This window comes from Hydrogenophaga sp. UC242_50 (assembly GCF_042697355.1).
GTDB lineage: Bacteria > Pseudomonadota > Gammaproteobacteria > Burkholderiales > Burkholderiaceae_C > Hydrogenophaga.
Map to the genome: position 1 here is coordinate 5,287,221 of NZ_CP170553.1, position 21,138 is coordinate 5,308,358.

At 70.3% G+C, this 21,138-nt stretch carries 17 protein-coding genes and 3 pseudogenes; 4 read left to right on the top strand and 16 right to left on the bottom strand.

The window, feature by feature from the left end; genetic code table 11:
* Positions 1-8 precede the first annotated feature (8 nt).
* Both ACFJGX_RS27005 and ACFJGX_RS27010 read right to left on the bottom strand, forming a co-directional pair.
* The gene (locus ACFJGX_RS27005) at positions 9-1,046 is read right to left on the bottom strand and encodes an aromatic ring-hydroxylating dioxygenase subunit alpha (RefSeq protein WP_382327454.1); all 1,038 of its coding nucleotides are present in this window, start codon (positions 1,044-1,046) and stop codon (positions 9-11) included.
* 67 nt (positions 1,047-1,113) lie between these two features.
* Positions 1,114-1,593 (bottom strand): MarR family winged helix-turn-helix transcriptional regulator, encoded by a 480-nt coding sequence (locus tag ACFJGX_RS27010; RefSeq protein ID WP_382327456.1) that lies wholly within the window; start codon positions 1,591-1,593, stop codon positions 1,114-1,116.
* A gap of 179 nt (positions 1,594-1,772) precedes the next feature.
* Between ACFJGX_RS27010 and ACFJGX_RS27015 the strand changes: the two genes are divergently transcribed.
* Positions 1,773-2,429, top strand: a complete 657-nt coding sequence (locus tag ACFJGX_RS27015; RefSeq protein WP_382323180.1) for a hypothetical protein — start codon at positions 1,773-1,775, stop codon at positions 2,427-2,429.
* On the opposite strand, the gene ACFJGX_RS27020 is transcribed toward ACFJGX_RS27015, so the two are convergent.
* From ACFJGX_RS27020 to ACFJGX_RS27070, 11 genes and pseudogenes are all read right to left on the bottom strand, one after another.
* Positions 2,416-3,483 carry a Kelch repeat-containing protein gene (locus ACFJGX_RS27020; RefSeq protein ID WP_382323179.1) on the bottom strand — a complete coding sequence of 356 codons (1,068 nt, stop codon included), beginning with the start codon at positions 3,481-3,483 and terminating at the stop codon, positions 2,416-2,418. The two genes, ACFJGX_RS27015 and ACFJGX_RS27020, sit on opposite strands and share 14 nt — an antisense overlap.
* Positions 3,484-3,524: 41 nt before the next feature.
* A complete protein-coding gene (locus ACFJGX_RS27025; RefSeq protein ID WP_382323178.1) occupies positions 3,525-3,893 on the bottom strand; it encodes a YciI family protein in 369 nt (122 codons plus the stop codon).
* A gap of 203 nt (positions 3,894-4,096) precedes the next feature.
* Positions 4,097-4,477, bottom strand: a complete 381-nt coding sequence (locus ACFJGX_RS27030; protein WP_382327459.1) for an NYN domain-containing protein — start codon at positions 4,475-4,477, stop codon at positions 4,097-4,099.
* A 319-nt stretch (positions 4,478-4,796) separates the two neighbouring features.
* Positions 4,797-6,441, bottom strand: a pseudogene (locus ACFJGX_RS27035) (FAD-dependent oxidoreductase).
* Positions 6,438-7,577 carry an alpha-hydroxy acid oxidase gene (locus tag ACFJGX_RS27040; protein ID WP_382323176.1) on the bottom strand — a complete coding sequence of 380 codons (1,140 nt, stop codon included), beginning with the start codon at positions 7,575-7,577 and terminating at the stop codon, positions 6,438-6,440. Before ACFJGX_RS27040 ends, ACFJGX_RS27035 begins: the two are co-directional and overlap by 4 nt.
* Positions 7,578-7,765: 188 nt before the next feature.
* Positions 7,766-8,707 (bottom strand): annotated as a pseudogene (locus ACFJGX_RS27045) (mandelate racemase/muconate lactonizing enzyme family protein); the annotation flags it as partial.
* Between the two features lie 16 nt (positions 8,708-8,723).
* Positions 8,724-10,424: a tripartite tricarboxylate transporter substrate-binding protein gene (locus ACFJGX_RS27050; RefSeq protein ID WP_382327461.1), complete on the bottom strand. Its 1,701-nt coding sequence runs from the start codon at positions 10,422-10,424 to the stop codon at positions 8,724-8,726.
* A gap of 25 nt (positions 10,425-10,449) precedes the next feature.
* Complete coding sequence (mdlC, locus tag ACFJGX_RS27055) at positions 10,450-12,039, bottom strand: benzoylformate decarboxylase (RefSeq protein WP_382323172.1); 1,590 nt, start codon at positions 12,037-12,039, stop codon at positions 10,450-10,452.
* Positions 12,036-12,428 carry an aldehyde dehydrogenase family protein gene (locus tag ACFJGX_RS27060; RefSeq protein ID WP_382328823.1) on the bottom strand — a complete coding sequence of 131 codons (393 nt, stop codon included), beginning with the start codon at positions 12,426-12,428 and terminating at the stop codon, positions 12,036-12,038. The genes mdlC and ACFJGX_RS27060 overlap by 4 nt, the downstream gene beginning before the upstream one ends.
* Positions 12,429-12,546: 118 nt before the next feature.
* Positions 12,547-13,482 (bottom strand): annotated as a pseudogene (locus ACFJGX_RS27065) (aldehyde dehydrogenase family protein); the annotation flags it as partial.
* 2 nt (positions 13,483-13,484) lie between these two features.
* Positions 13,485-14,447 (bottom strand): Bug family tripartite tricarboxylate transporter substrate binding protein, encoded by a 963-nt coding sequence (locus tag ACFJGX_RS27070; RefSeq protein WP_382327463.1) that lies wholly within the window; start codon positions 14,445-14,447, stop codon positions 13,485-13,487.
* A gap of 107 nt (positions 14,448-14,554) precedes the next feature.
* Between ACFJGX_RS27070 and ACFJGX_RS27075 the strand changes: the two genes are divergently transcribed.
* On the top strand, positions 14,555-15,496 hold the full coding sequence (locus ACFJGX_RS27075) for a LysR family transcriptional regulator (RefSeq protein ID WP_382323168.1): 942 nt from the start codon (positions 14,555-14,557) through the stop codon (positions 15,494-15,496).
* Here the strand turns inward: ACFJGX_RS27075 and ACFJGX_RS27080 are convergent.
* Positions 15,493-16,389, bottom strand: a complete 897-nt coding sequence (locus ACFJGX_RS27080; protein WP_382325871.1) for a LysR family transcriptional regulator — start codon at positions 16,387-16,389, stop codon at positions 15,493-15,495. The genes ACFJGX_RS27075 and ACFJGX_RS27080 overlap by 4 nt on opposite strands.
* A 95-nt stretch (positions 16,390-16,484) precedes the next feature.
* Between ACFJGX_RS27080 and ACFJGX_RS27085 the strand changes: the two genes are divergently transcribed.
* A complete protein-coding gene (locus ACFJGX_RS27085; protein ID WP_382323167.1) occupies positions 16,485-17,480 on the top strand; it encodes a tripartite tricarboxylate transporter substrate binding protein in 996 nt (331 codons plus the stop codon).
* 25 nt (positions 17,481-17,505) lie between these two features.
* Positions 17,506-19,128, top strand: a complete 1,623-nt coding sequence (locus ACFJGX_RS27090; RefSeq protein WP_382323166.1) for an FAD-dependent monooxygenase — start codon at positions 17,506-17,508, stop codon at positions 19,126-19,128.
* Between the two features lies 1 nt (position 19,129).
* On the opposite strand, the gene ACFJGX_RS27095 is transcribed toward ACFJGX_RS27090, so the two are convergent.
* Both ACFJGX_RS27095 and ACFJGX_RS27100 read right to left on the bottom strand, forming a co-directional pair.
* Positions 19,130-20,758, bottom strand: a complete 1,629-nt coding sequence (locus ACFJGX_RS27095) for a CocE/NonD family hydrolase (protein ID WP_382323165.1) — start codon at positions 20,756-20,758, stop codon at positions 19,130-19,132.
* Complete coding sequence (locus ACFJGX_RS27100; protein WP_382327465.1) at positions 20,755-21,072, bottom strand: hypothetical protein; 318 nt, start codon at positions 21,070-21,072, stop codon at positions 20,755-20,757. Before ACFJGX_RS27100 ends, ACFJGX_RS27095 begins: the two co-directional genes overlap by 4 nt.
* Between the last annotated feature and the right edge of the window lie 66 nt (positions 21,073-21,138).

Here is a 21,138-nt window from a genome sequence, read left to right on the forward strand (position 1 = left end):
CCGGTCCCTTACGCCGGCACCGATTCCTTCGCGATGTGCTCGTCGATCACGCGCCGTGCCTGCACGCCGCCCGCGTCGATGTTGAGCTTGAGCAGCTTGCGCTGCGCGAAGGCGTCCAGGTTCTGCTGCTGGCGCTCCAGCACTTCGAGGTCTTCGGAGAAGATGCCGTGCTGCCCGGCGCGGATGCGGTCGGTGAGCGCGGCGTCCTGCGGCCGGAAGCGGCGCGCCATGCCCCAGAAATACCACATCGAACCATCGACCTCGGGCGTGATGAAGTCGGTCACCACGCTGTAGACCTTCTTGTCGTCGGGCGCGTCGTAGCCGCCCTGGCCGGCCAGGGCCACACCCACCTCGATCAGCACATGGCTGGGCGGCGAGAAGCGGCAGACCTGCCAGCGGTCCACCCGGGGGTTGCCCTCCACGCCGATGGCGCGCAGCGCGTCGAGCCAGAAGGGCGGCGCCTCGATGTTCTCCATGAAACGGCTGGTCACCACCGTGGTGCCCTCGCGGCGCGTGGTGCAGGGCGTCTCGTCGATCTCCTGCTGGCCGATGCTGGTCGAGTGCACGTAGGTCTCGTGCGTGAGGTCCATCAGGTTGTCGATCATCAGGCGGTAGTCGGCCTTGATGTGGAACAGGCCGCCGCCGTAGGCCCAGGTCGGGTTGTCGTGCCATTCGAGCACCGGAATCGTCGAGGGATCGGCCTGGTCGGCCTCGCCCGCCCAGACCCAGATGAAGCCGTAGCGCTCCTCGACCGCGAAGCGCTGGATGCGCGGGAACGCCGCCACGCGCTGGCCGGGCATCGAGCGGGTCACGCCGTCGCCGCCCATCACCAGGCCGTGGTAGCCGCACACCAGCTCACCCTTGCACACGCGGCCCAGCGACAGCGCCGCGCCCCGGGTGCGGGCAGAATCCTCCACCGCCTGCACACGGCCTTGCGCGTCGCGGAAGAAGGCCATGCGGGCCCCCAACAGGCGCCGGCCCAAGGGGGCATCGCCGACTTCCACCGAGGTGGCACCCACATACCAGGCATTGCGCATCCAGCTCATGTCGTCTCCTTCATTCAGTACACTGAATCAAATGGTAGCCCAAGCCGGGGCCGGTCGTCAACCGGGTTCAGACGGGGGGTTTGCCGAGCAGCTTGTGCATCAGGCCCATGAGCACCTCGCGCTCGCCGGCGTCGAGCATGGTGAGGATGCGGTCGGCCAGCACCGCCTCGGACCGCAGCATCTCGTTGATCACCCGCTGCCCTTCGGCGGTGAGCTCCAGCCGGCGCTGGCGGCGCGCGCCCAGCTCGCGCACGATCCAGCCATCGCGCTCCAGGCGCACCGCGATCTCGGCCGTGGTGGAGGTGTCCAGCGCGATGGCCGCGGCCAGCGTGACCTGGTCGATGCCCGGGTGCTCCTGCAGCACCCGCAGCGCGGCGTACTGCAGCGGCGTGACGGCCCGCCCGAACACCGCGTTGAAGCACGACACCGAGTGCTGGTGGGCGCGCCGGAACAGGTGGCCGGGTTCGTGCAGGCCCAGCGTGGCTTCCGGGCCGCGATCGGCGGAGGCAGAGGCCAGGGTGCGGGGGGTACGGGACGGAGCGGGCATGGTGAAGCGGTGTTGGAACGCCCGGTCGGGTGGACGCACCGCCGATTGTCACCCCGGCCGCGACCGCTCATGCCGCCACCGCCACGCTTCGTGCCACCCGCGGCGCACTTGAAGCATGTGGCGATCGGCATACCCCCCATGGTACGAAGATGGCGCCATCCCACACCGGAGTGAGCCCCATGCAGCAGACCGTGGCCCTGCACCGATCCGACATGCGCACCCTGCTGGCCGAATTCTCGGCCCACGACGCGCCCCTGCTGGTGAACGAATACCTCCGCAAGGTCTGGCTGTTCGTCAGTGCGAACACCGAGTCGCGCACCAAGGACCTGCCCATCGAACGCCAGCTGGCGCTGCGCCTGCTCATGCGCCAGGCGCAGATCGGCAGCCGCTTCGCGGCGCTGTTCCTCAACGAACTGCAAGGCCCGCTCTCATCGCCCGTGCGCTCCAACAACGTGCACCGTCTGTCCAAGCGCATCTGCGCCAACACCCACGACGAGGCGGCGGCCCTGGAGCGCATCCTTCAGCAGGAAGACGCCGGTTTCCATCTGTCGCTCAGCGCATTCGATGCGGTGCGCTACGCCCACTGCCTGGAAGGCGGGCTGCAGGATGCCATCGCCCTCGCCCCGCTGGAGAAGGACATCGTCTTTCGCGCCTGGTCGGGCCTGTTCGCCGAAACCGTGCGCGAGTCCTACATCCAGTACATCCAGGTCCTGCTCAGCGGGAGCGCGCTGGCGCCCAAGGTGCAGCAGGACTTCGTGGACACCATCCCCTTCTCCATCGAGACCCGCACGGGCCCGCCGCCCACCCGCTGCGCCGGCGGAGTCAGCCCAGGGTGAAGGACTCGTTGATCGCGCTCTTCACGCCACCGCCCATCTGAGGCCCGCCACCGGCCACGATGATTTCGTCGCCGATCACCACCGCGCCCATGCCGTGGCGCGGTGTGAGCATGGGCGAGTGCGACACCCAGCGATCAGCCACCGGGTCCCAGGCCTCGTTCTGGCCGAACACGCGGTTCGTGCCCTCGCCGCCCATCACGAACACCTGGTCGCGGTACAGCACACAACCGTGGCCGCTGCGCGGCGTGGGCATGGGCGTGCGCGCGACCCAGCGGTCCGCCTGCGCGTCGTAGCTGTGGTGCAGGCTGCTGTTGGTGTGGAAGGAATCCACGCGGCCGCCGATCACGTGAATGGACGGCCCCACCACCACGATGCCGATGTGGTCCCGCGCCACCGGCAGGGGCTGGCGCTTCTCATAGCGGTCGCTCGCGGGGTCGTAGACGATGTGCCAGTCGATCGAGCGCCGCCAGTCGCTGCCGATGGCGCCGCCGATCAGGTGGATGCGCGAACCCAGCGCGATGCAGGCCATGGCCCCGCAGGCCTCCGGCAGGCGGCGCACGCGTTCCCAGCGCGCGCCGTCGAAGCGGAAGGCCTCGTCGTGCGGCGTGCGGTTCTGCTCGATGAAACCGCCGAACGCATAGAGCCGGTCGCCCAGCGTCGCCACACCCACGTGGTTCGCGCCGCGCGGCAGCTGGGGCAGTTCCTCCCAGCGATCGGTCCTGGGGTCGTAGGCGTGGTGGTACGGCTTGTCCACGCGCTGCTCGGCGTAACCGCCGACCAGGTGCACGCGGCTGCGGTACGCGGCGGCCCAGGCCATCTCGGTGCGCGGAATCGGCAGCGGCGCGCGCGCCCGCCAGGCACCGGCCTTGGCCGCGCGCGGCGCGGGGCTGTCGCTGACGGCCTGCTGCGCGTGGATCTCGGGCAGGTCGATGCGCCCGGGCTGGTTCAGGCGCTCGAACTGGCCGCTGTGGTGGCCGTGGTGCTGGGCGCGAAGCAGTGTGGGCGCGGCCAGCGCGGCGGCGGCGGTGACGAGGACGTGACGACGGAGGGCCATGCGCGTGATCTCCTGGTGACCGGGGGGTGAGACAGCGTACCTCAGCCCAGGAAGAAATCCAGTGGAATCAGCTCGACGCCCCACCCGCCCGCCTCCCCCAGCGTGGCGGCGGGGTGCATGGCCGCCAGGCGCAGGGCCTCGTCGCGGTTGTCCGCCTCGATGATGAACATCCCGCCCACCATTTCCTTGGCCTCGGTGTAGGGGCCATCGGTGATCTGCGGCTTGCCGCCGCGTGGGCGCAGCGTGACCCAGTCTTTCGGCTCGGCGAGCGACGCGGACACCAGCATCTTCCCGGTGGCGCGCATCTTCTCGTCCAGCGGCGGGCATTGGCTCACCAGGGCCTGCACCTCGGCGGGCGCCATGGCGGCGAACTTTTCGGGGTTGTAGTACGCAAGACCGAGGTACTTCATGAACGACTCCTTTGGGTTGGTGATGCCTTCACGACGAAGCAGGGGGCCCGCGATCGACAGGCCCGGCAAATGCCAGCAGTTTCATGAAGCCCGGCGGGAAGGCCCCATGGCGCTGCGTCTCCTCCGCCAGGATTCGTCTTTGTACCGTTGACATACTGACCCAACAACATGAATTCCTGCCAGTTTCGAAAAGCACTGAGCGGCTACAGGAACACGAAGTGGTTGCACGCGGCCACGAAGGCCGGTGAGGCGTCGGGCCGGCCAAAGCCGTAGACCGCGATGTCGGCTTCGCGCAGGCGCCCGGCGATGCCGGTGAAGTCGCTGTCGCACGAGGCGATGCAGATGCCATCCAAGCGAGGGCGGCGGGACCGCAGCTCCATGGCGTCCATGATGAGCGCGGCGTCCGAGGCGTTCTTCTGGTGGGCGTAGTGGAATTGCTGGATGGGGCGGATGGCTAGGGTGTGCAGCATCCGGCGCCAGGCGAGTTGTCGGGGGTTGGTCCAGTCCGCGTAAGCGCGGCGGACGATGGCCTCGCCACGGTCGGAGACGTGGGCCATGAGCCGCAGGGCCTTGCGGGCGCTCATGTTTTCGGCGTCGATGAGCAGGGCCAGGCGGGGTCGCCGTGCTGCGCACGAAGGGAGCTTGTTGCATGTGCCTTCCTGTTGCTTTGCGGGTGATGTCACCGCCACCCTTGTGAGGTGGCGGTGGCCCAAGCAGGTTGGCGTACCGTGCACTGCGGACAGTTTCGGCGAGACTCGCGTCTCCCCACTCGGGCCACCATGAAAGAGGCACGAATGTGAGAAAGCCGCAGGGCTCAAATCGAGTTGCGGCTTTCAAGCCGCAGTGCACGGGACGCCAATCCCGGTCGCATTTTTGTACGAAAGAAGCAGTATATCCACAGCACTAAGCGCCGCGCACCCGATCGATCAAGGCCAGGACATCGGCCGGCAATTCATCCCCGCGCCAGGCCACATGCTGGTCCGGCCGCGACAGCACCCACCGGTGGCGGTACAGGCCCGTGGCTTCGGCCGGGCTCAGGTCCACCACGCGCAGCGGCAGGCCGCGCTGCTTCGCGGCGTCGAGCAAGGGGCTCGCATCGGCCTGCGGGTCCAGCCGCAGCAGCGCGAAGCCGTCGCCCATCGCGTCGTAGAGCGAGCGCCCGCCGTCCAGCCACACGTGCGGCGTGCGGCAGCCCGGCACGGTGGACGGCGTGAAGGTGTCCATGGTGTAGCCGGGCGGGCTTTCGCCGTCGGGGACGATCAGGGGCGAGGCGTCGTAGAAGTAGCCGAAGTTCAGGCCCGCGCAGCAGTACTGCTTCACGTTGAGGTCGTACAGGGTCTTGCCGGCGGCGGCGCGCAAGGCTTCACCGGCCGGGCCTTCGGCCTCCAGCTCGGGCGGCACACTCTCGCGTTCCTTCTGCAGCGCGATGGAATGGTTCATCGCGAAGCGCGACACCTGCTCGGTGATGGGCAGGCGCTCGGCTTCGTAGGCATCGAGCGCGCGCGGCCCGGCCCAGCCCTGCAGGTGGCCCGCGAGCAGCCACGAGAGGTTCATGGCATCGGCGATGCCCGCGTTCATGCCGTAGCCGGCCATGGGCACCCAGAGGTGCGCGGCGTCGCCGCAGATGAAGATCCGCCGCTCGCGCAGCTTGTCGGCCACGAGGCGGCGGCCGATCCAGTCTTCCTTGGAGATCACCTCGTACTCGAAGTCGGCCCCCACGCCGAGGATGGTGCGGATCGAGGCGTCGCGGTCCACCGACTCGAAGTCGGTCTCGCCGGGGCGCAGGTAGTTGTGCAGCACGAATTTCTCGATGCCGTCGATGGCGTACACGTTGCCGCTGCGGCGCGGGTTGTACGAGAAGGTGGCCCAGGCCGGCGGGTGCTGAGCGCGCCGCAGCAGGTCGGGCGCGCGCAGGAAGGTGGACTGCACGCGCTGCACCACCTCCACGCCGTGCAGCGCGGCACCGATCTTCTTGCGGACCAGGGAGCGCCCGCCGTCGCAGCCGATGAGGTGGTCGGCGCGCAGCGTCACCGTGGCGCCGCTGCCGAGGTCCACGGCCTGGGCGCTCACGCCCATGTCGTCCTGCGCGAGGTCCTCGATGCGGGTGTGCGTGAGGATGCGCAGGCCGGGCGTGGCCAGCGCGTGCTCGAACAGCACCGGCTCCAGGTAGATCTGGTTGATGCGGTGCGGCGGCTCGGGCGTGGGCCAGCCGGTGTCCGGGCCTTGCGTGGCGGTGTAGCGGTCGCGCCGCGAGGGGATGGGGATGCGCGAGAGTTCGTCGCCGGTGAAGGTGGTGCGGTAGGCCACGTCGGCGGGGTGGTCCGCCGGCAGGCCGGTGTCGCGCAGGGTCTTGCGCAACGCCGAGGCGGCGGAAGATCTCCATGGAGCGCGCCGAGACGTGGTTGCACTTGGCCTCGGGCCGTTCGCCGCGCGGGCGCTGCTCCACCAGCAGCACGTCGATGCCGCGTTGCGCGAGGTCGATGGCGAGCGTGAGGCCGACCGGGCCGCCGCCCACGATGAGGACTTGAGCTGAATGGGTGTTCGTCATGGGGCTCGAAGGTGGGAAGGCCGCAGTTCGTCGATGCGGGTGCAGCCGAGCAGGGCCAGGCTGGTCTGGATCTCGCTCTGCAGGATGCCGATCGCCTGCTCGACCCCGGCCTGCCCGCCGACGGTGGCGGCGTAGAGCATGGGCCGGCCCACGAAGACCAGGCGCGCCCCGAGCGCGAGGGCCTTGAGCGCGTCGGTGCCGCGCCGGATGCCACCGTCCAGGCACACCGGCAGCTCGCCCGCCGCGTCCAGCACCTCGGGCAGCACGTCCAGCGGCGCGGCCGCGCCGTCGAGCTGGCGCCCGCCGTGGTTGGAGACGATGAGGCCGTCCACACCGGCCTCGCGGGCCAGGCGCGCGTCGTCGGCGCTGAGCACGCCCTTGATGAGCAGCGCCCCGCCCCACTGGCGGCGGATGAAGGCCACGTGCGCCCAGGTGAAGCGGTCGCGGTCCGAGCGCGCGGCGGCCGTGGGGGTGGCGATGATGGGTCGGCCTGTGGCCTCGCCACCGAAGTTGGGCAGGCGGGGAATGCCGTCGGCCAGCAGGGTGCGCGCGAAAGTGCCGCACAGCCAGCGCGGGTGCAGCACGCCGTCCACGGCGAGCGAGAGGCGCGGCTTGAGCGGGATGGTGAAGCCCAGGCGCCGGTCGCGGTCGCGGTTGGAGGCGATGGGCACGTCCACGGTGACCACGAGCACGCCCACCTGGGCGCTGCGCAACCGCGCGAGCAAGGCGGTGATGCGCGCTTCGTCGCCGGGAATGTAGCCCTGGTACCAGCTGCCCGGCGCGGCTTGCATCACCTGTTCCAGCGGCACGCTGGAGGCGGCGCTGAGCACGAAGGGGATGCCGCCGGCGCGCGCGCCCTGCGCGAGCGCGAGGTCCGCGCGGTGCGCGAACAGCGCGCAGCCGCCCATGGGCGCGATGCCGAAGGGCGAGGCGTAGGGGGTGCCGAACAGCGTGGTGTCCTGCCTCACCGAGGCCACGTCCACCAGCGTGCGCGGCACGAAGGACCAGCGTTCGAACGAACGCGCGTTGGCCAGCACCGAGGCGCCGCGCTCCGAGCCGTTGGCCGCGAAGCCGTAGAGCGCGCGCGGCAGGCGCGAGCGCGCGGCGGCGTCGAAGTCGTCGAGGTTGAGGACCACGGGGTCAGGCCCGCAGCGCCTGCACGGCGCCGGGGATCAGGTCGAAGCCCAGGCCCGGCGCTTCCGACATGCTGATGCGGCCACCCACGGGCTCGGGGAAGCCCTGGTAGAGGCGCTTCATCATCGCCGACCACCGGCAGGTGCCACTCGACCTTGGTGCCGTTGCCCACGCCGGCCTGCAGGTGCATGTTGTGCAGCGGGTAGGCGCCGCCGCTGGTGATGGACACGTTGAAGGCGTTGGCCAGCGCGGCGATGCGCACGCACTGCGTGAAGCCGCCGGTGATGACCACGTTGGGCTGCACGAAGTCCACGCTGCGCGCCATCAGCCAGTCGCGGAAGCGGTAGGCCAGGCCTTCGTTCTGGCCGCAGGTCAGCGGCATGCCGGTGCGCGCGCGCAGGTCGGCCATGGCCAGCACGTCGTTCTGCGTGATCGGTTCTTCGAAGAAGCCGAGGTTGCAGTCGGCGGTCAGGCGGATCAGGCGCTCGGCGTGGTACGCGTCCAGGCCGCAGTTGGCGTCGATGTAGAGCGAGACCTCGTCGCCCGCGGCCTCGCGCACCGCGTGCACGCGCTTGGCGTCTTCCTTGATGACCGACATGAGGCTGCGGCTCTCGCGGCGCGGCAACGCGCGAAAGCCCACCACCATCTTCAGATGCTCCACGCCTTCGGTGCGCAGGGACTTGACCGCGCCGCGCAGGCCGTCGATGTCGAGGAACTCGAAACCGAAGGTGGCGTAGATGTCGAGCTCCTTGCGCGCCGCGCCGAGCAGGCGCCAGATCGGCTGCTTGAGCGCCTTGCCCTTGATGTCCCACAGCGCCACGTCGATGGCGGCGATGGCGTGCTGCGCGTAGCCGGTCTGGCCGCGCGAGGCGGTGAGCCAGTACATCTGCTCCCAGCGCGCCTCGTGCGCCAGCGGGTCGGTGCCGATGAGGGCCGGCGCGAGCACGTGGGTGATGATGGACTCGGCCACCTTCTCCTGCGTGATCGCGGTCAGGCCGTGGCCGATCAGGCCTTCGTCGGTCTCGACCTCGACGACGCAGCAGCCGAGCGCCTCCTGGTGCCGGCCGCCGCCGGGCACGTCGAGCGTGAAGGGGATGTGGAGCGCGGTGGCGGTGATGCGGATGATTTTCATGGGCGAAGGGTGGAATTCAGGCCAGGGTGAACAGGCGGCCGCCGGCGGTGCGGCTGCGTGGGTCTTCGCCCGCCGCGCGCACCACGTCCCGGAAACCGCTGGGCGAGCTGCCGATGGCGGGAAGGCCGAGCTGCTCTTCCAGCGTGGCGATGGCGTCGAGCGTGAGCAGGCCGCCGCAGGACATGAAGATGCCTTGCGCGCCAGGCGCCTGGGCGTGCACCTTTCGGCTCAGCGCGACCAGGCGTTCGGTGGAGACCTCGGCCGCGCCGCCGACCGGCTCGATGCCCAGGCCTTCGATGGCGGTGACCTCGAAGCCCAGGGCGCCGAGGTAAACAACCAGGCGCTGATTGAGCTCGTCGATGTACGAGGTGGCCACCGCCACGCGCTGCACACCCAGGGCCCGCAGCGCCGAGACGACGGCGTGGCTCATGGTGGTGCAGGGCACGCCCGTGGCCTGCTGCATGGCGTCGCGCAGCTGGTCGGTGAAGGCCGGGCCCTGGTAGAAGCTGAGCGAGGTGCCCATGAGCGAGATCGCCTGCGCGCCGTCCGCTCGCAGGGCGCGGGCGTGGTCGACGATCTGGTTCACCACGGGCGCGAAGCCCCGGGGCGACACGCCGTCGATGCCCAGGCCGCGCGCGATGAAGTCGAAGCGCTCGCCGTACAGCAGGGGCGCATCGGGCGGCACGCGCCCGTGGGCCGGCGGCACGATCAGGCCGATGCGGGGGCGCGGCGCGCTCATTCGGCCGAGATGCCCTGGGCCTTGATGACCCGGCCCCACTCCGCGTACTCGCGCTTCACGTCGGCCGCCAGCGGGCCCGGCGCCAGGTAGGCGGTGGTGACGCCTTGCGCGGCGGCGGCGCTGGCCGCTTCGGGCGTGCGCCAGCAGCTCACCCACGGCCGCGCTCAGGCGGTCGATGACGGCCTGCGGCGTGCCGGCCGGCGCCAGCAGCATCTGGCGGGGCGCGACGTGAAACCCCGGCACCACCTCGGCCAGGGTGCCGATGTCGTCCGCGCCGGCCAGGCGGGTCGAGCTGAACATGGCGATGGCCTTCACGCGCCCGCTGCGAACCTGCGGCACGCCGGCCGCGGCGCTCACCACGCCGAACTGCAACTGGCGATTGATCACGTCGGTGACGAGCTGCGACGCGCCGCGGTAGGGGATGTGCAGCAGGTGCGTCTTGGTGCGCGACTTGAACAGCTCCACGCCCAGGTGGTGCACGGTGCCGATGCCCGAGGTGCCGTAGGTGAAACGGCCCGGGTTGGCCTTGACCAGCGCGAGGAACTCGGCCGGGTTGCTGGCCTTCACCTCGTTGTTCGCCACCAGCAGCAGGCGCGACTGGAACAGGCCGGCCACGGGCACGAGCGATTTGATCGGGTCCAGCGAGGAGGTCTGGTTCTGCAGCTGCGGTGCGATGAGCAGCGCGCTTTCGCCGTGCAGCAGCGTGTAGCCATCGGCCGGCGCCTTGGCCACGGTGTCGGCGGCCAGCAGGCCGGCCGAGCCGGCGCGGTTCTCCACGATGACGGACTGGCCCAGCGCGGTGGTGAGTCGCTGCGCGACGATGCGCGCCATGGTGTCCACCGCGCCACCGGCGGCGTAGCCGACGAAGATGCGGATCGGCCGGTTGGGGTAGGGGCCGGCCTGGGCGAAGGCCAGGGGCGCGGCGCCGGCGGCGAGGGCCGCGCCCACGAAGCTTCGTCGGCGGAGGTTGGGGTTCATCGTCTTGTCTCCTGGTGGTGGTTGTTCAGGCGACCCGCACTTCCACGAGCGAGGGGCCTCTCGAGGCGAGGGACGCTTTCAAGGCCGCGTGCAACTGGCCGGCGTCTTCCACGCGCTCGCCGGGCACACCATGCCCTTGCGCCAGCGCGACGAAGTCGATGCCCGGCAGGTCGGTGCCCGGCAGCACGGCGCCGGCCGGGAAACCGAGCACGCCGCCGAAGCGCTTCATCGCGCCGTAGCGGCGGTTGTTGACCACGACGAAGCTGATGTTCAGGCCGAGCTGCGCGGCGGTCCACAGCGTCTGGATCGAGTACATGCTGGAGCCGTCGCCGATGATGGCGATCACGCGGCGCTCGCGCCAGGCCAGGGCGATGCCGGCGGCGGCCGGCATGCTGTGGCCCAGGCCACCGCTGGCCATGGTGAAGAAGGAGCGCGGCTTCAGGATGGGCAGGTGCTGGTGCATCACCACGCGGGCGGTGGGCGCCTCTTCCACGATCACGTCGTCGGGCGAGCGCAGTTCCGCGATGGTCTGCAGCAGGTAGGCCACCTGGGTCGGCGCGCCCGGTTCGGCGCGGGCTTCGCGCACCCAGGCCGGCGGCGGGGTGCGCGCGCGCTGCGGTTGCGCGCCCTGCAGGGCCTGCAGCGCCAGCGCCACGTCGCCCACCACCGAGGTGCCCACCGGCGAGCGCGCGGCGGCATCGGGGTCTTCGGTGAGCTGCCACAGCGTGGCGCCGTCGGGCAGGTGCGGGCCGTCGCCTTCCACGTGGTAGGTGAACACCGGCGCGCCGATCACCACGACGAGGTCGTGGCCGGCCAGTTTCTGCACGATCTGCGCCTTGACCGCGGGCAGGAAACCGTGGAACAGCGCATGGTCCTCGGGGAAGCCCGCGCGCGCCGACATGGGCGCGTTGAACACCTTGGCGCCGTGGCGCTCGGCCAGGGCGACGATGCCGTCCCAGGCCCCGGTGCGGTCCACTTCCGCGCCGGCCACGAACACCGGCCGCTCGCAGGCCGCGAGCGCCTGCGCCAGCGCGGCGATGGCCTGCGGTTCGGGCGCCGTGCGCCGGCTCATGGCACGCTGCACCACCGGCTCGGCGGGCTGGTCCCAGTCGTCCGAGGGCACGGAGACCAGCACCGGGCCGCAAGGCGCCTGCAGCGCGCGGCGGCAGGCGGTGGCGATGGCCTGGGGCACGTCCTGCGCGCGCGCCGGTTCGATGCTCCATTTCACGTACGGCTGCGGCAGCTCGGTGGCGCGCTCCGAGGCCAGGTAGGCGTCCAGCGGCTGGATCGAGCGCGACTGCTGGCCCGCGATGACCACCAGCGGCGTGCGGTTCTTGAACGCCGTGTAGAGGTTGCCCATGCCGTGGCCCACGCCGGCGGCCGAGTGCAGGTTGACGAAGCCGACCTTGCCGGTGGCCTGGGCATACCCGTCGGCCATGCCCACGCACACGGCTTCCTGCAGGCCCAGCACGTACTGGATGTCGCTGGGGAAGTCGCGGAACATGGGCAGCTCGGTGGAGCCCGGGTTGCCGAAGATGGTGTCCACGCCGAACTGGCGCAGCACGTCGTACACGCCGTCGCGCACGGTGAAAGGGGTCGGGGAAACGGGGCTCATGCGGAATAGCTGCGGTTGACGAACTTGGTGTGGAGGTAACTGTCGAGGCCCTCTTCGCCGCTCTCGTAGCCGTAGCCGCTGTCGCGCACGCCGCCGAACGGCGCCTCGGCGACGGTGACGACGGTGCTGTTGATGGCGACGCTGCCCACCTCCAGGTCGGCGATCATCTGGCGTTGCAGGCGCGCGGAGTCGGTGAACACGTAGGAGCCCAGGCCGTAGCGCGTGGCGTTGGCCAGCTCGATGGCCTGCGCGGGCGTGTCGAAGGCGCGGATCAGCGCGACCGGGCCGAAGGGCTCCTCGCGCATGGCCTTGGCATCGGGGTTCACGTCGGCGAACACGGTGGGCTGGTGGAAGTAGCCCTGCTCGCCCACGCGCTCGCCGCCGGCCACCAGCGTGCCTTCGGTGCGTGTCGCATCGACGAGCTCGCGGATCGCGCCCAGGCGCCGGCCGTTCGGCCAGCGGCCCCATGTCGGTGCCCTCGGCCAGGCCGTCGCCCACGCGCAGTTGCGAAGCGGCGGCCGCGAAGGTGTCGACGAAGCGCGCGTAGGCGCCGCGCTGCACGAAGAAGCGCGTGGGCGCGTGGCAGAGCTGGCCGGCGTTGCGGAACTTGGCCGCGACCAGCTGGCGCGCCACGGCGTCCACGTCGGCGTCATCGAACACGATCACCGGCGAGTGGCCGCCGAGTTCCAGCGTGAGGCGCTTGAGGCCGGGCGCGGCCAGGCGGGCCAGGCCCTGCCCCACCGCCACCGAGCCGGTGAAGGACACCTTGCGGATCACGTCCGACGCGATGAGGTGCGAGGACACGAAGGCCGGCACGCCGAAGACGAGGTTGATGACGCCATCGGGCGCGCCGGCTTCGATGAAACACTCGACCATCTTCGCGACCGAGGCCGGGGTTTCCTCGGGCGGCTTGAGGATGCAGGAGCAGCCCGCCGCGAGCGCGCCGCCGAGCTTGCGCGCGGCGAGGATCACGGGCACGTTCCAGGGCGACATCAGCAGGCAGGGGCCCACCGGCTCTTTGCGCACCTCGTAGTCGGCGCCCGGCTGCGGCGCTGGCAGGATGCGGCCGTAGACGCGCTTGGCCTGCTCGGCGTACCACTGCACCATGTCGGCCGCCACATCGACTTCCATGCGCGCCTGGGCCAGGGGCTTGCCCTGCTCCAGCGTGAGCAGGCGCGCGATGGCCTCGCGCTGCGCGCGCAGGTTCTGCACGCCCTGCAGCAGCACGCGCTGGCGCGCCGCCGCGGGCGTGGCGCGCCAGACCTTGAAGCCCTGGGCCACCGCCGCGAGCGCGTCGTCGAGGTCGCGCGCCGAGGCGTGCGTCAGCTCGTCGAGCACGGCTTCGGTGGCGGGGTTGATCACCGGGCTGCGGGTCTCGGCGCTGCCCGCGCGCCACTGCCCGCCGATGAACAGGCGCGGCGCGCGGTAGGTGATCTCGCTCATGCTCACTGATCGGCCTTGATGTTGTTCTTGCGCGCGACCTCGGTCCAGGTGGGGATCTCCTGCGCGATCTGGCGGGTGAAGGCTTCCGAGGTGCTGGAGGCCGGCGTCAGGCCCAGCTGGGCCATGCTCTTGAGCGTCTCCGGGTGCTGCACCGCCTTCGCCACTTCACGCTCCAGCAGCTTCACGATGGGCGCGGGCGTGCCGGCGGGCGCGAACAGGCCGATCCAGAACTGGATGCTCAGGTCGATGCCCTGCTCCTTGAGCGTGGGGATGTCGGGGAAGGACGGGTTGCGCACGTCGGAGGACACGGCCAGGCCCCGCACCAGCTTGCCGTTGATGGCGCCGGCCGCCGGGCCGGGGTCGAGCATGCTGAAGGTGGTCTCGCCGCCGGCCACGGACTTCATCGAGTCGCCGCTGCCCTTGTAGGGCACGTGCTGCGACTGGATGCCGGTGCGCTCCTTCAGCAGCTCGGTGGCGAGCTGGAAGGTGGAGGCGCTGGAGGCGTAGTTGGAGAGCTGCGGGTTCTCCTTGGTGTACTTCACCAGGTCGGGCATGGACTTGAACGGCGAGTCCGCCTTGACCGAGACGATCAGCGGGAAGGTCGCGATCGTGGAGATCGGGATGAAGTCCTTCTGCGGCGAGTACGGCAGGTTGGCATAGGTGGCGGCGTTGATCACCAGCGGGCCGCTGGCGCCGATCATCAGCGTGTAGCCGTCGGGTGCGGCCTGCTTGGTCACCACCGCGCCCACGATGGCGCCGGTGCTGGGGCGGTTCTCCACCACCACCGGCTGGCCCAGGCTGTCGCCCAGGCGCTTGGCGACGATGCGCGCGAGGATGTCGTTGGAGCCGCCGGGCGAGTAGCCCACGACGAACTTGATGGGCTTGGACGGGTAGGTGTCCTGGGCCTGCACCGCCATGGCAATGGCGGACAGCGCGACGCAGGCCAGAAGGCTTCGGCGAATCATGGTCTTGTCTCCTGTTCTTGAAGGTGTCGAGTATTGGCCCGATGCCATGCCTCGTAAAATGGTGAATTGCTCTCATCCATAACTTTTTGAACATAGCAGGACGGCCCATGGACTGGACGAATCGACTGCGCCTGCGGCACCTGCAGATCCTGGTCAGCCTGGCGGAGACGCAGAACATCAGCCACTCCGCCGAGCGGCTGCACATGACGCAGCCCGCGCTCTCGAAATGGCTCAAGGAGCTGGAGGCCGACATTGGGCTGACGCTGTTCGAACGCCACGCGCGCGGGCTTCGCCCCACCGCCCACGGCCAGATCCTGCGCGAGTTCGCGGTGCACATCGGCAACGAGCTCGACCGCGCGCGGGAAGAGATGGCCGCGCTGCGCGACGGCGGCAGCGGCCGCGCGGTGATCGGCGCCTCGGGCGCCACCATCGCGGGCGTGGTGCCGCAGGCGGTGCTGTCGCTGCTGGCCCGCATGCCCAACGCGAGCGTGGAGCTGGTCGAGGCGCCGATGGACCGGCTGTTCCAGCAGCTCACGCAGCGCGAGATCGACATCGCGGTGGGCCGGCCGGCGGCCAAGTACCACGACCCGGGCATCGCCTCGGAGGTGCTCTACGAGGAGCGGCTGCATTTCGCGGTGCGGCCGGACCACCCGCTGGCGCAGCGCAAGTCCCTGCAGTGGTCGCACCTGCTGGCCCAGCGCTGGGTGGTCTGGACGCGCGACATCCCCGCGCGCGACCTGCTCGAATCCGCGCTCTCGGCCGCCGGCCGCACGATCCCGGGCGCGAGCGTGCAGTCGAACTCCCTGCTCGCCACCATCGCGCTGGTGGCGGAAAGCGACATGGTGGCCGTGGTCTCCGAGCGCGCCATCGAGCTGCCCGAGCGCTGGAAGATGCTCAAGCGCCTGCCGCTGTTGCTGGAGACGCCCAGCGCCATGACCATGTACTGGCGCAAGGACGCGCTCGGCTTCGCGGCGGTGGACGGCCTGCTGGACGCGCTGCGCGAGGTGGCGCGGCAACCGGCGCGCACCGTGCGCCCTCGCAAAGCCTAACCGGGCAGGCGCGAGGCCGCCTTCTTCACGGCAGACGCGAAGGCCGTGGCCGCCAGCTTGGGCTGCGTGCCGCGCAGCGACACCACGTGCAGCTCGATGTGCACCGTGGGGTTGCTGAGCATGGACACCTTGAGCCCCTGGCGCAGGCAGTCCTCCAGCGCGAAGGACGGCACGATGGCGTGGCCTCGGCCGGCGCGCACCATCGCGATCAGCGTGCCGATCAGGTTCATGCGCGGCCGCTCCTCGTGCGCGCGCCCGATGCGCGCGAGGTGTTTTTCGATCACGGCCTGGATCGGGTTGTCGACCGGCAGGCTGATGAGCGGCAGCTCCGCCAGGCTGCTCCAGGTCTGGCTGGGCCCCAGGCCGCCCGCGCCCTTGCCCGGCGGGCTGATGCGCATCAGCCGGAACTTGCACAGCGGCTGGCGCTGCAGGCCCACGGCGGGCTTGATGAAGAAGCCCAGGCCGATGTCGGCCTCACCCTCCAGGATGCGCTGGCGCACCACGCTCACGTCCACGTCCGCCAGGTGGATCTGCACCTGGGGGTGGCTCTGGTTGAAGGCGCTGATCACCTCCGGCAACAGGCTGGCCGAGACCATGGGCGTGGCCGCCACATCGATGCGCGAGCGCACGGCCGCCTCGGTGCCGCCGATCACGTCGTCGATGGCGCGCAGCTCGGCCACGATGCGCTCGGCCACCGGCTGCAGGCGGCGCCCTGCGTCGGTGAGCGTGACGGAGCGCGTGGTGCGGTCGAACAGGCGCGCGCCCACCTGGTCTTCGAGCTCCTTGACCAGCATGCTCATGCCCGAGGGCGACAGGTGCACCTGTTCGGCCGCCTTGGCGAAGCTGCGCAGGCGCGCCACCTCCAGAAAGGCCTGGAGCTGCCGGCTGCCCACATTGATCAATTTTCTTGAAGAGTTGTTCAAAATCTTCCGTTTGATGAATGTCAAAGGTGTTGCTGTAATTCTCCCTCATCAATGGAGACCGCACCATGAAAACCCCTCCCGCCTTCCTTCCCCCCTCCCCGCTGCGCCGAAGCCTCGTGCTCGGTGGCCTGGCCACGGTGGCCGCGCCTTTCGTGCGGGCCCAGGGCCCGGCCAACGGACCGGTGCGCCTGGTGGTGCCGTTCACCCCCGGCACCGGCATCGACCTGATCGCGCGCCAGATCGCGCCCCAGCTGGCCGAGCGCCTGAAACGGCCCTTCTTCGTCGAGAACAAGGCCGGCGCCTCCGGCAACATCGGCACCCAGGAAGTCGTGCGCGCCACGCCGGACGGCAGCACGCTGCTGGTGAGCGTCAACACGCTGGTGATGAACGCCGCGCTGTACCCGAACGCGGGCTTCAACCCGGTCAAGGACCTCGCGGCCGTCTCGCTCACGAGCTGGGGCCAGCTGCTGCTGGTGACCCACCCCAACACCAAGATCGATTCGCTCAAAGGCCTGCTGGAGCGCGCCCGCGCGCGCCCCGGCGCCCTCAACTACGGCTCGCCCGGCGCCGGCACGCCGCACCACCTGGCGATGGAGCTGCTGAAGAACCGCGCCAAGATTTCCATCACGCACATCGGCTACCGGGGCACGGCGCCGGCCGTGACGGACCTGCTGGGCGGACAGATCGAACTGATGTTCCTGCCGATCCACGTGGCGCTGCAGCACATCAAGGCGGGCAAGCTCAAGGCGCTGGCCATCAGCTCGAGCCAGGCGAACCCGCTGCTGCCCGACGTGCCGCCGCTCAGCAGCCTGAACCTGGGCAACCTGAACGTGGACATGTGGTACGGCGTGCTGGCGCCCGCGGCCACGCCGCGCGCGCTGATCGACCAGCTGAACAAGGAGCTGCGCGACATCCTGGCGCAGCCCGCGATCGCGACCGCGTTCGAGACCCAGGGCATGACGCCCGCCCACTCCACCCCGGAGGCGTTCCAGCAGCTGATGACCACCGACGCCCAGCGCTGGGCCAGCCTGATCAAGGCCCAGGGCATCACCGCCGAGTAAGAGAGAACAGAGAGAAGAGCCACACATGAGCAAACACAGCAACAAGGCCGACAGCACGTTCGACACCGAGGTGGTCATCGTCGGTGGCGGCCCGGTGGGCACGGGCCTGGCGATCGAGCTGGGCCAGCGCGGCGTGCGCTGCGTGGTGGTGGAGCGCTACCCGCAGCCGCAGCCGATCCCCAAGGGCCAGAACCTGACCCAGCGCACCATGGAGCACTTCCACGCCTGGGGCGCGGAGCCGGCGCTGCGCGCCGCGCGCACCATTCCGCCGGAGTACGGCATCGGCGGCCTGACGGCCTACGGCACCCTGCTGGGGCCGCACTACGACTGGCTGCAGCGCGACCTGGTCAAGCCCTATTACTTCACCGGCAACGAGCGGCTGCCGCAGTACGCCACCGAGGCCGTGCTGCGCCGCCGCGTGGCCGAGCTGCCCAGCGTGCACACCCTGTACGGCTGGGAGGCCGAGGACGTGCAGCAGGACGCCGACGGCGTGACGGTGAGCGTGGTAGAGCGCGGCGGCTCGGGCCGCCGGCAGCTGCGCGCGGCCTATGCCGTGGGCTGCGACGGCGCGCGCTCGGTGATCCGCGACAAGGCCGGCATGACCCAGACCCGCACCGACCACGACCGCATGATGGTGCTGCTGGTGTTCAAGTCCGAAGGGCTGCACGAGTTGCTCAAGCGCTACCCCGGCAAGTCCTACTACAACGTGCTGCAGCCGGGCCTCAAGGGCTACTGGAAATTCTTCGGCCGGGTGGACCTGGGCAGCACCTGGTTCTTCCACGCGCCGGTGCCGCCGGGCACCACCAAGGACAACTTCGACTTCGCGGCCTACCTGCACGAAGCCGTGGGCGCGCCGTTCGAGGTCGAGTTCGAGCACATCGGTTTCTGGGACCTGCGCTTCATGCTGGCCGACAGCTACCGCCAGGGCCGCGTCTTCATCGCGGGCGACGCCGCCCACAGCCACCCGCCTTACGGGGGTTATGGCGTGAACTCCGGCCTGGAGGACGCGCGCAACCTGGGCTGGAAGCTGGCGTCCACGCTGCAGGGCTGGGGCGGCGGGGAGCTGCTCGACTCCTACGATGCGGAACGCCGCCCGGTGTTCGGCTCCACGATCCGCGACTTCATCGCCAAGTCGATCGACACCGACCGCGAGTTCCTGGAGACGCACGACCCAGCCGTCGACCAGGCGCGGTTCGACGCCGCCTGGCAGGCGCGCGCGAAAGGCGCGGTGGGCGAGGTGCACGCCTTCGAGCCGAACTACGAAGGCTCGCCCGTGGTGCAGCCCAACGGCAGCGGACAAGGCCCGAGCTCGGTGGGCTCGCACCAGTTCGTCGCGCGGGCCGGCCACCACATCGCGCCGGCGGTCCTGTCCTCCGGGCGCAACGTGTACGAGGCCTTCGGGCCGGGCTACACCCTGATCGCGCTGGGCGCCAGCGCCGCGGAGGCGCAGGCGTTCCGCGAGGCCGCGGCCGCCCTGACGCTGCCGCTGAACGTGGTGGAAGACACCCGGACCGGCGAGGCCGCGCGCTACGAAGCCCGCCTGGTGCTGGTGCGGCCCGACAGCTTCGTCGCCTGGACCTCGGACACGCCGGGGGTGGTGGATGCGGCGCAGGCGCGCGCGGTGCTGGCGATGGCGCGCGGCGGCTGAATCAGGGGCTGCTGGCCGCCCGTTGCGGCAGCAGCAGCCGCGACGGGTGCAGCCGGTCGTGGTGGTAGGTGTCGGTGCCGACCTTCTGCCCATACCAGTGCGTCATCGGCTGGTCGATCATCGTGGAGTCGTTGTTCGTGATCTCCAGCCGCAGGCGCTCGCCGGGCTGCACGACGAAGCCCATGGGCATGAGTTCGATGCGCAGCTCCACCACCTGACCCGGCGCCACGGGCTCGACCTGGTCGTGGGTGTGGAAGGGGCGCAGCTCCTGCGTCAGCGCCGGGTCCTCGCGCCGGTGCGAGGCGCGCAGCCAACCCTGGCTCATCTTGCGCGCGGGCCCGGGGCGGCCCGGCGCGGGCAGCAGGCTCAGTTTGACGAAGACGTCGAAGTCGGTCTGATCGGACGAGGCGTGCAGCACCAGGGTGCCCTGGCCGGTGAACTCGTTTTCCTTCTCAAACGGCGCCGTGGTGAAGGTGTTGATGCGGGCCACGTGGTCGGGCACGCCGTTGACGAAGGTGGTCACCCCGGCCACCCACTGTTCGTCGGGGTAGGTCCATGCGGTGGTGGCGGTGGCCTCGGCCGGCACGGCATCCGTCAGCGAGCCGTCGTTGAGCGAGTTCACCACGCCGCTGCGCGCGCCGCTGAGGTAGAAAGCGCGCGGCGCCGCGTCGGCCGGGGGCCAGGCGTCGGTGCTCGCATAGCGCCCGCGCCCGTTGACGAAGTAACGCACCGCCGCCTGGTCCATGACGCCGTTGTCCACGCCTTTGAGGTGGTGGTCGTACCAGGGCAGCAGCTCCTCGCGGTGCAGGGCCTCTTCGGCGAAATAGTGCTGTGCCTTGTGGAAGGTGTCGGGCTCGGTGATGAGCAGGCGGCGCGGGCCGCGCACACCGGCAAAGCCGTTGACGTTGCCGCGCAGGTGCAGCGAGGCCTTGCCCCAGACGCCGATGGAGAACACCGGGATGTCGATGTTCCCGAGTTCCCAGAAGGCGGCGCGGCGGCGGTGCCACCCGTCGTCCAGCGTGTGCGACAACACGTCGGGCAGCACCTCGTGGCGCGCGCCGCCGCGCACGTCGTGCCCTTCGGCGGTGTGCTGCAGCAGCACCGAACCGATCAGCCAGGAACCCAGGAAGCCCTGGATGGGCACACCCCCGTGGTACAGGAAGTCGCGGTAGGGGTCGCACGAACCGTCGTACGGCACGATGGTGGTGAGGTGCGGCGGGCGCGTGCGCGCGGCGTTCCACTGGCTCATGGCGTAGTAGGACTGGCCGATCATGCCGATGCGCCCGCTGGACCAGGGCTGGGTGGCGATGTGTTCGATCGCGTCGTGCGTGGCCTCGCCTTCGGCCTTGGACCACGGGTCCCAGATGCCTTCGGACACGCCCGAGCCCGGCAGGTCCAGGATGACGTAGGCGTAGCCGTGGTCCAGGTACAGCTGGATGGGGCCGTATTCGATGAAGGGGAACACGCCCATGGCGGGCAGGCGGCGCAGGGACTTCTGGTACGGCGAAGCGGCCAGCAGCGTGGGGAAGGCGCCCCGCCCGCCGGGCGGCAGGTAGACGTCGGCGCGCAGCAGCAGGCCGTCGCGGGTGCGGAACTGGATCTCGAACGGGGTGACGTTCACGGTGGTCATGCGCGGGTTTCCTCAGAGGGGGTCATGTCGAAGCGGTCGCCGAAATCGAAGTAGTCGTCGTGCACGAAGCCATTCTCGTAGTACTGGATCTCCCACCAGTTGTGGTCGAGGTCTTCGAAGTAGAACGAGTACACGCCGTGCATGTCCTGGATGGGGAGCACCTGGCGGATGCCGTAGGTGTCCTTGAACCGCAGCGCCAGCGCGTGCGCGTGGTCCACCTCGTCGCGCGAGGCGACGTCCAGCCCCCAGTGGTTGAGCACGTTGCAGGGGTGGATCTGGTCGCCCACCTCCACGCACACCACATGGAAGCGCATGCCCCAGGCGGATCGACATCGCGGGCTTGGCGTGGCGCGCGCATTCGAGCCCCAGGAACTCTTCGT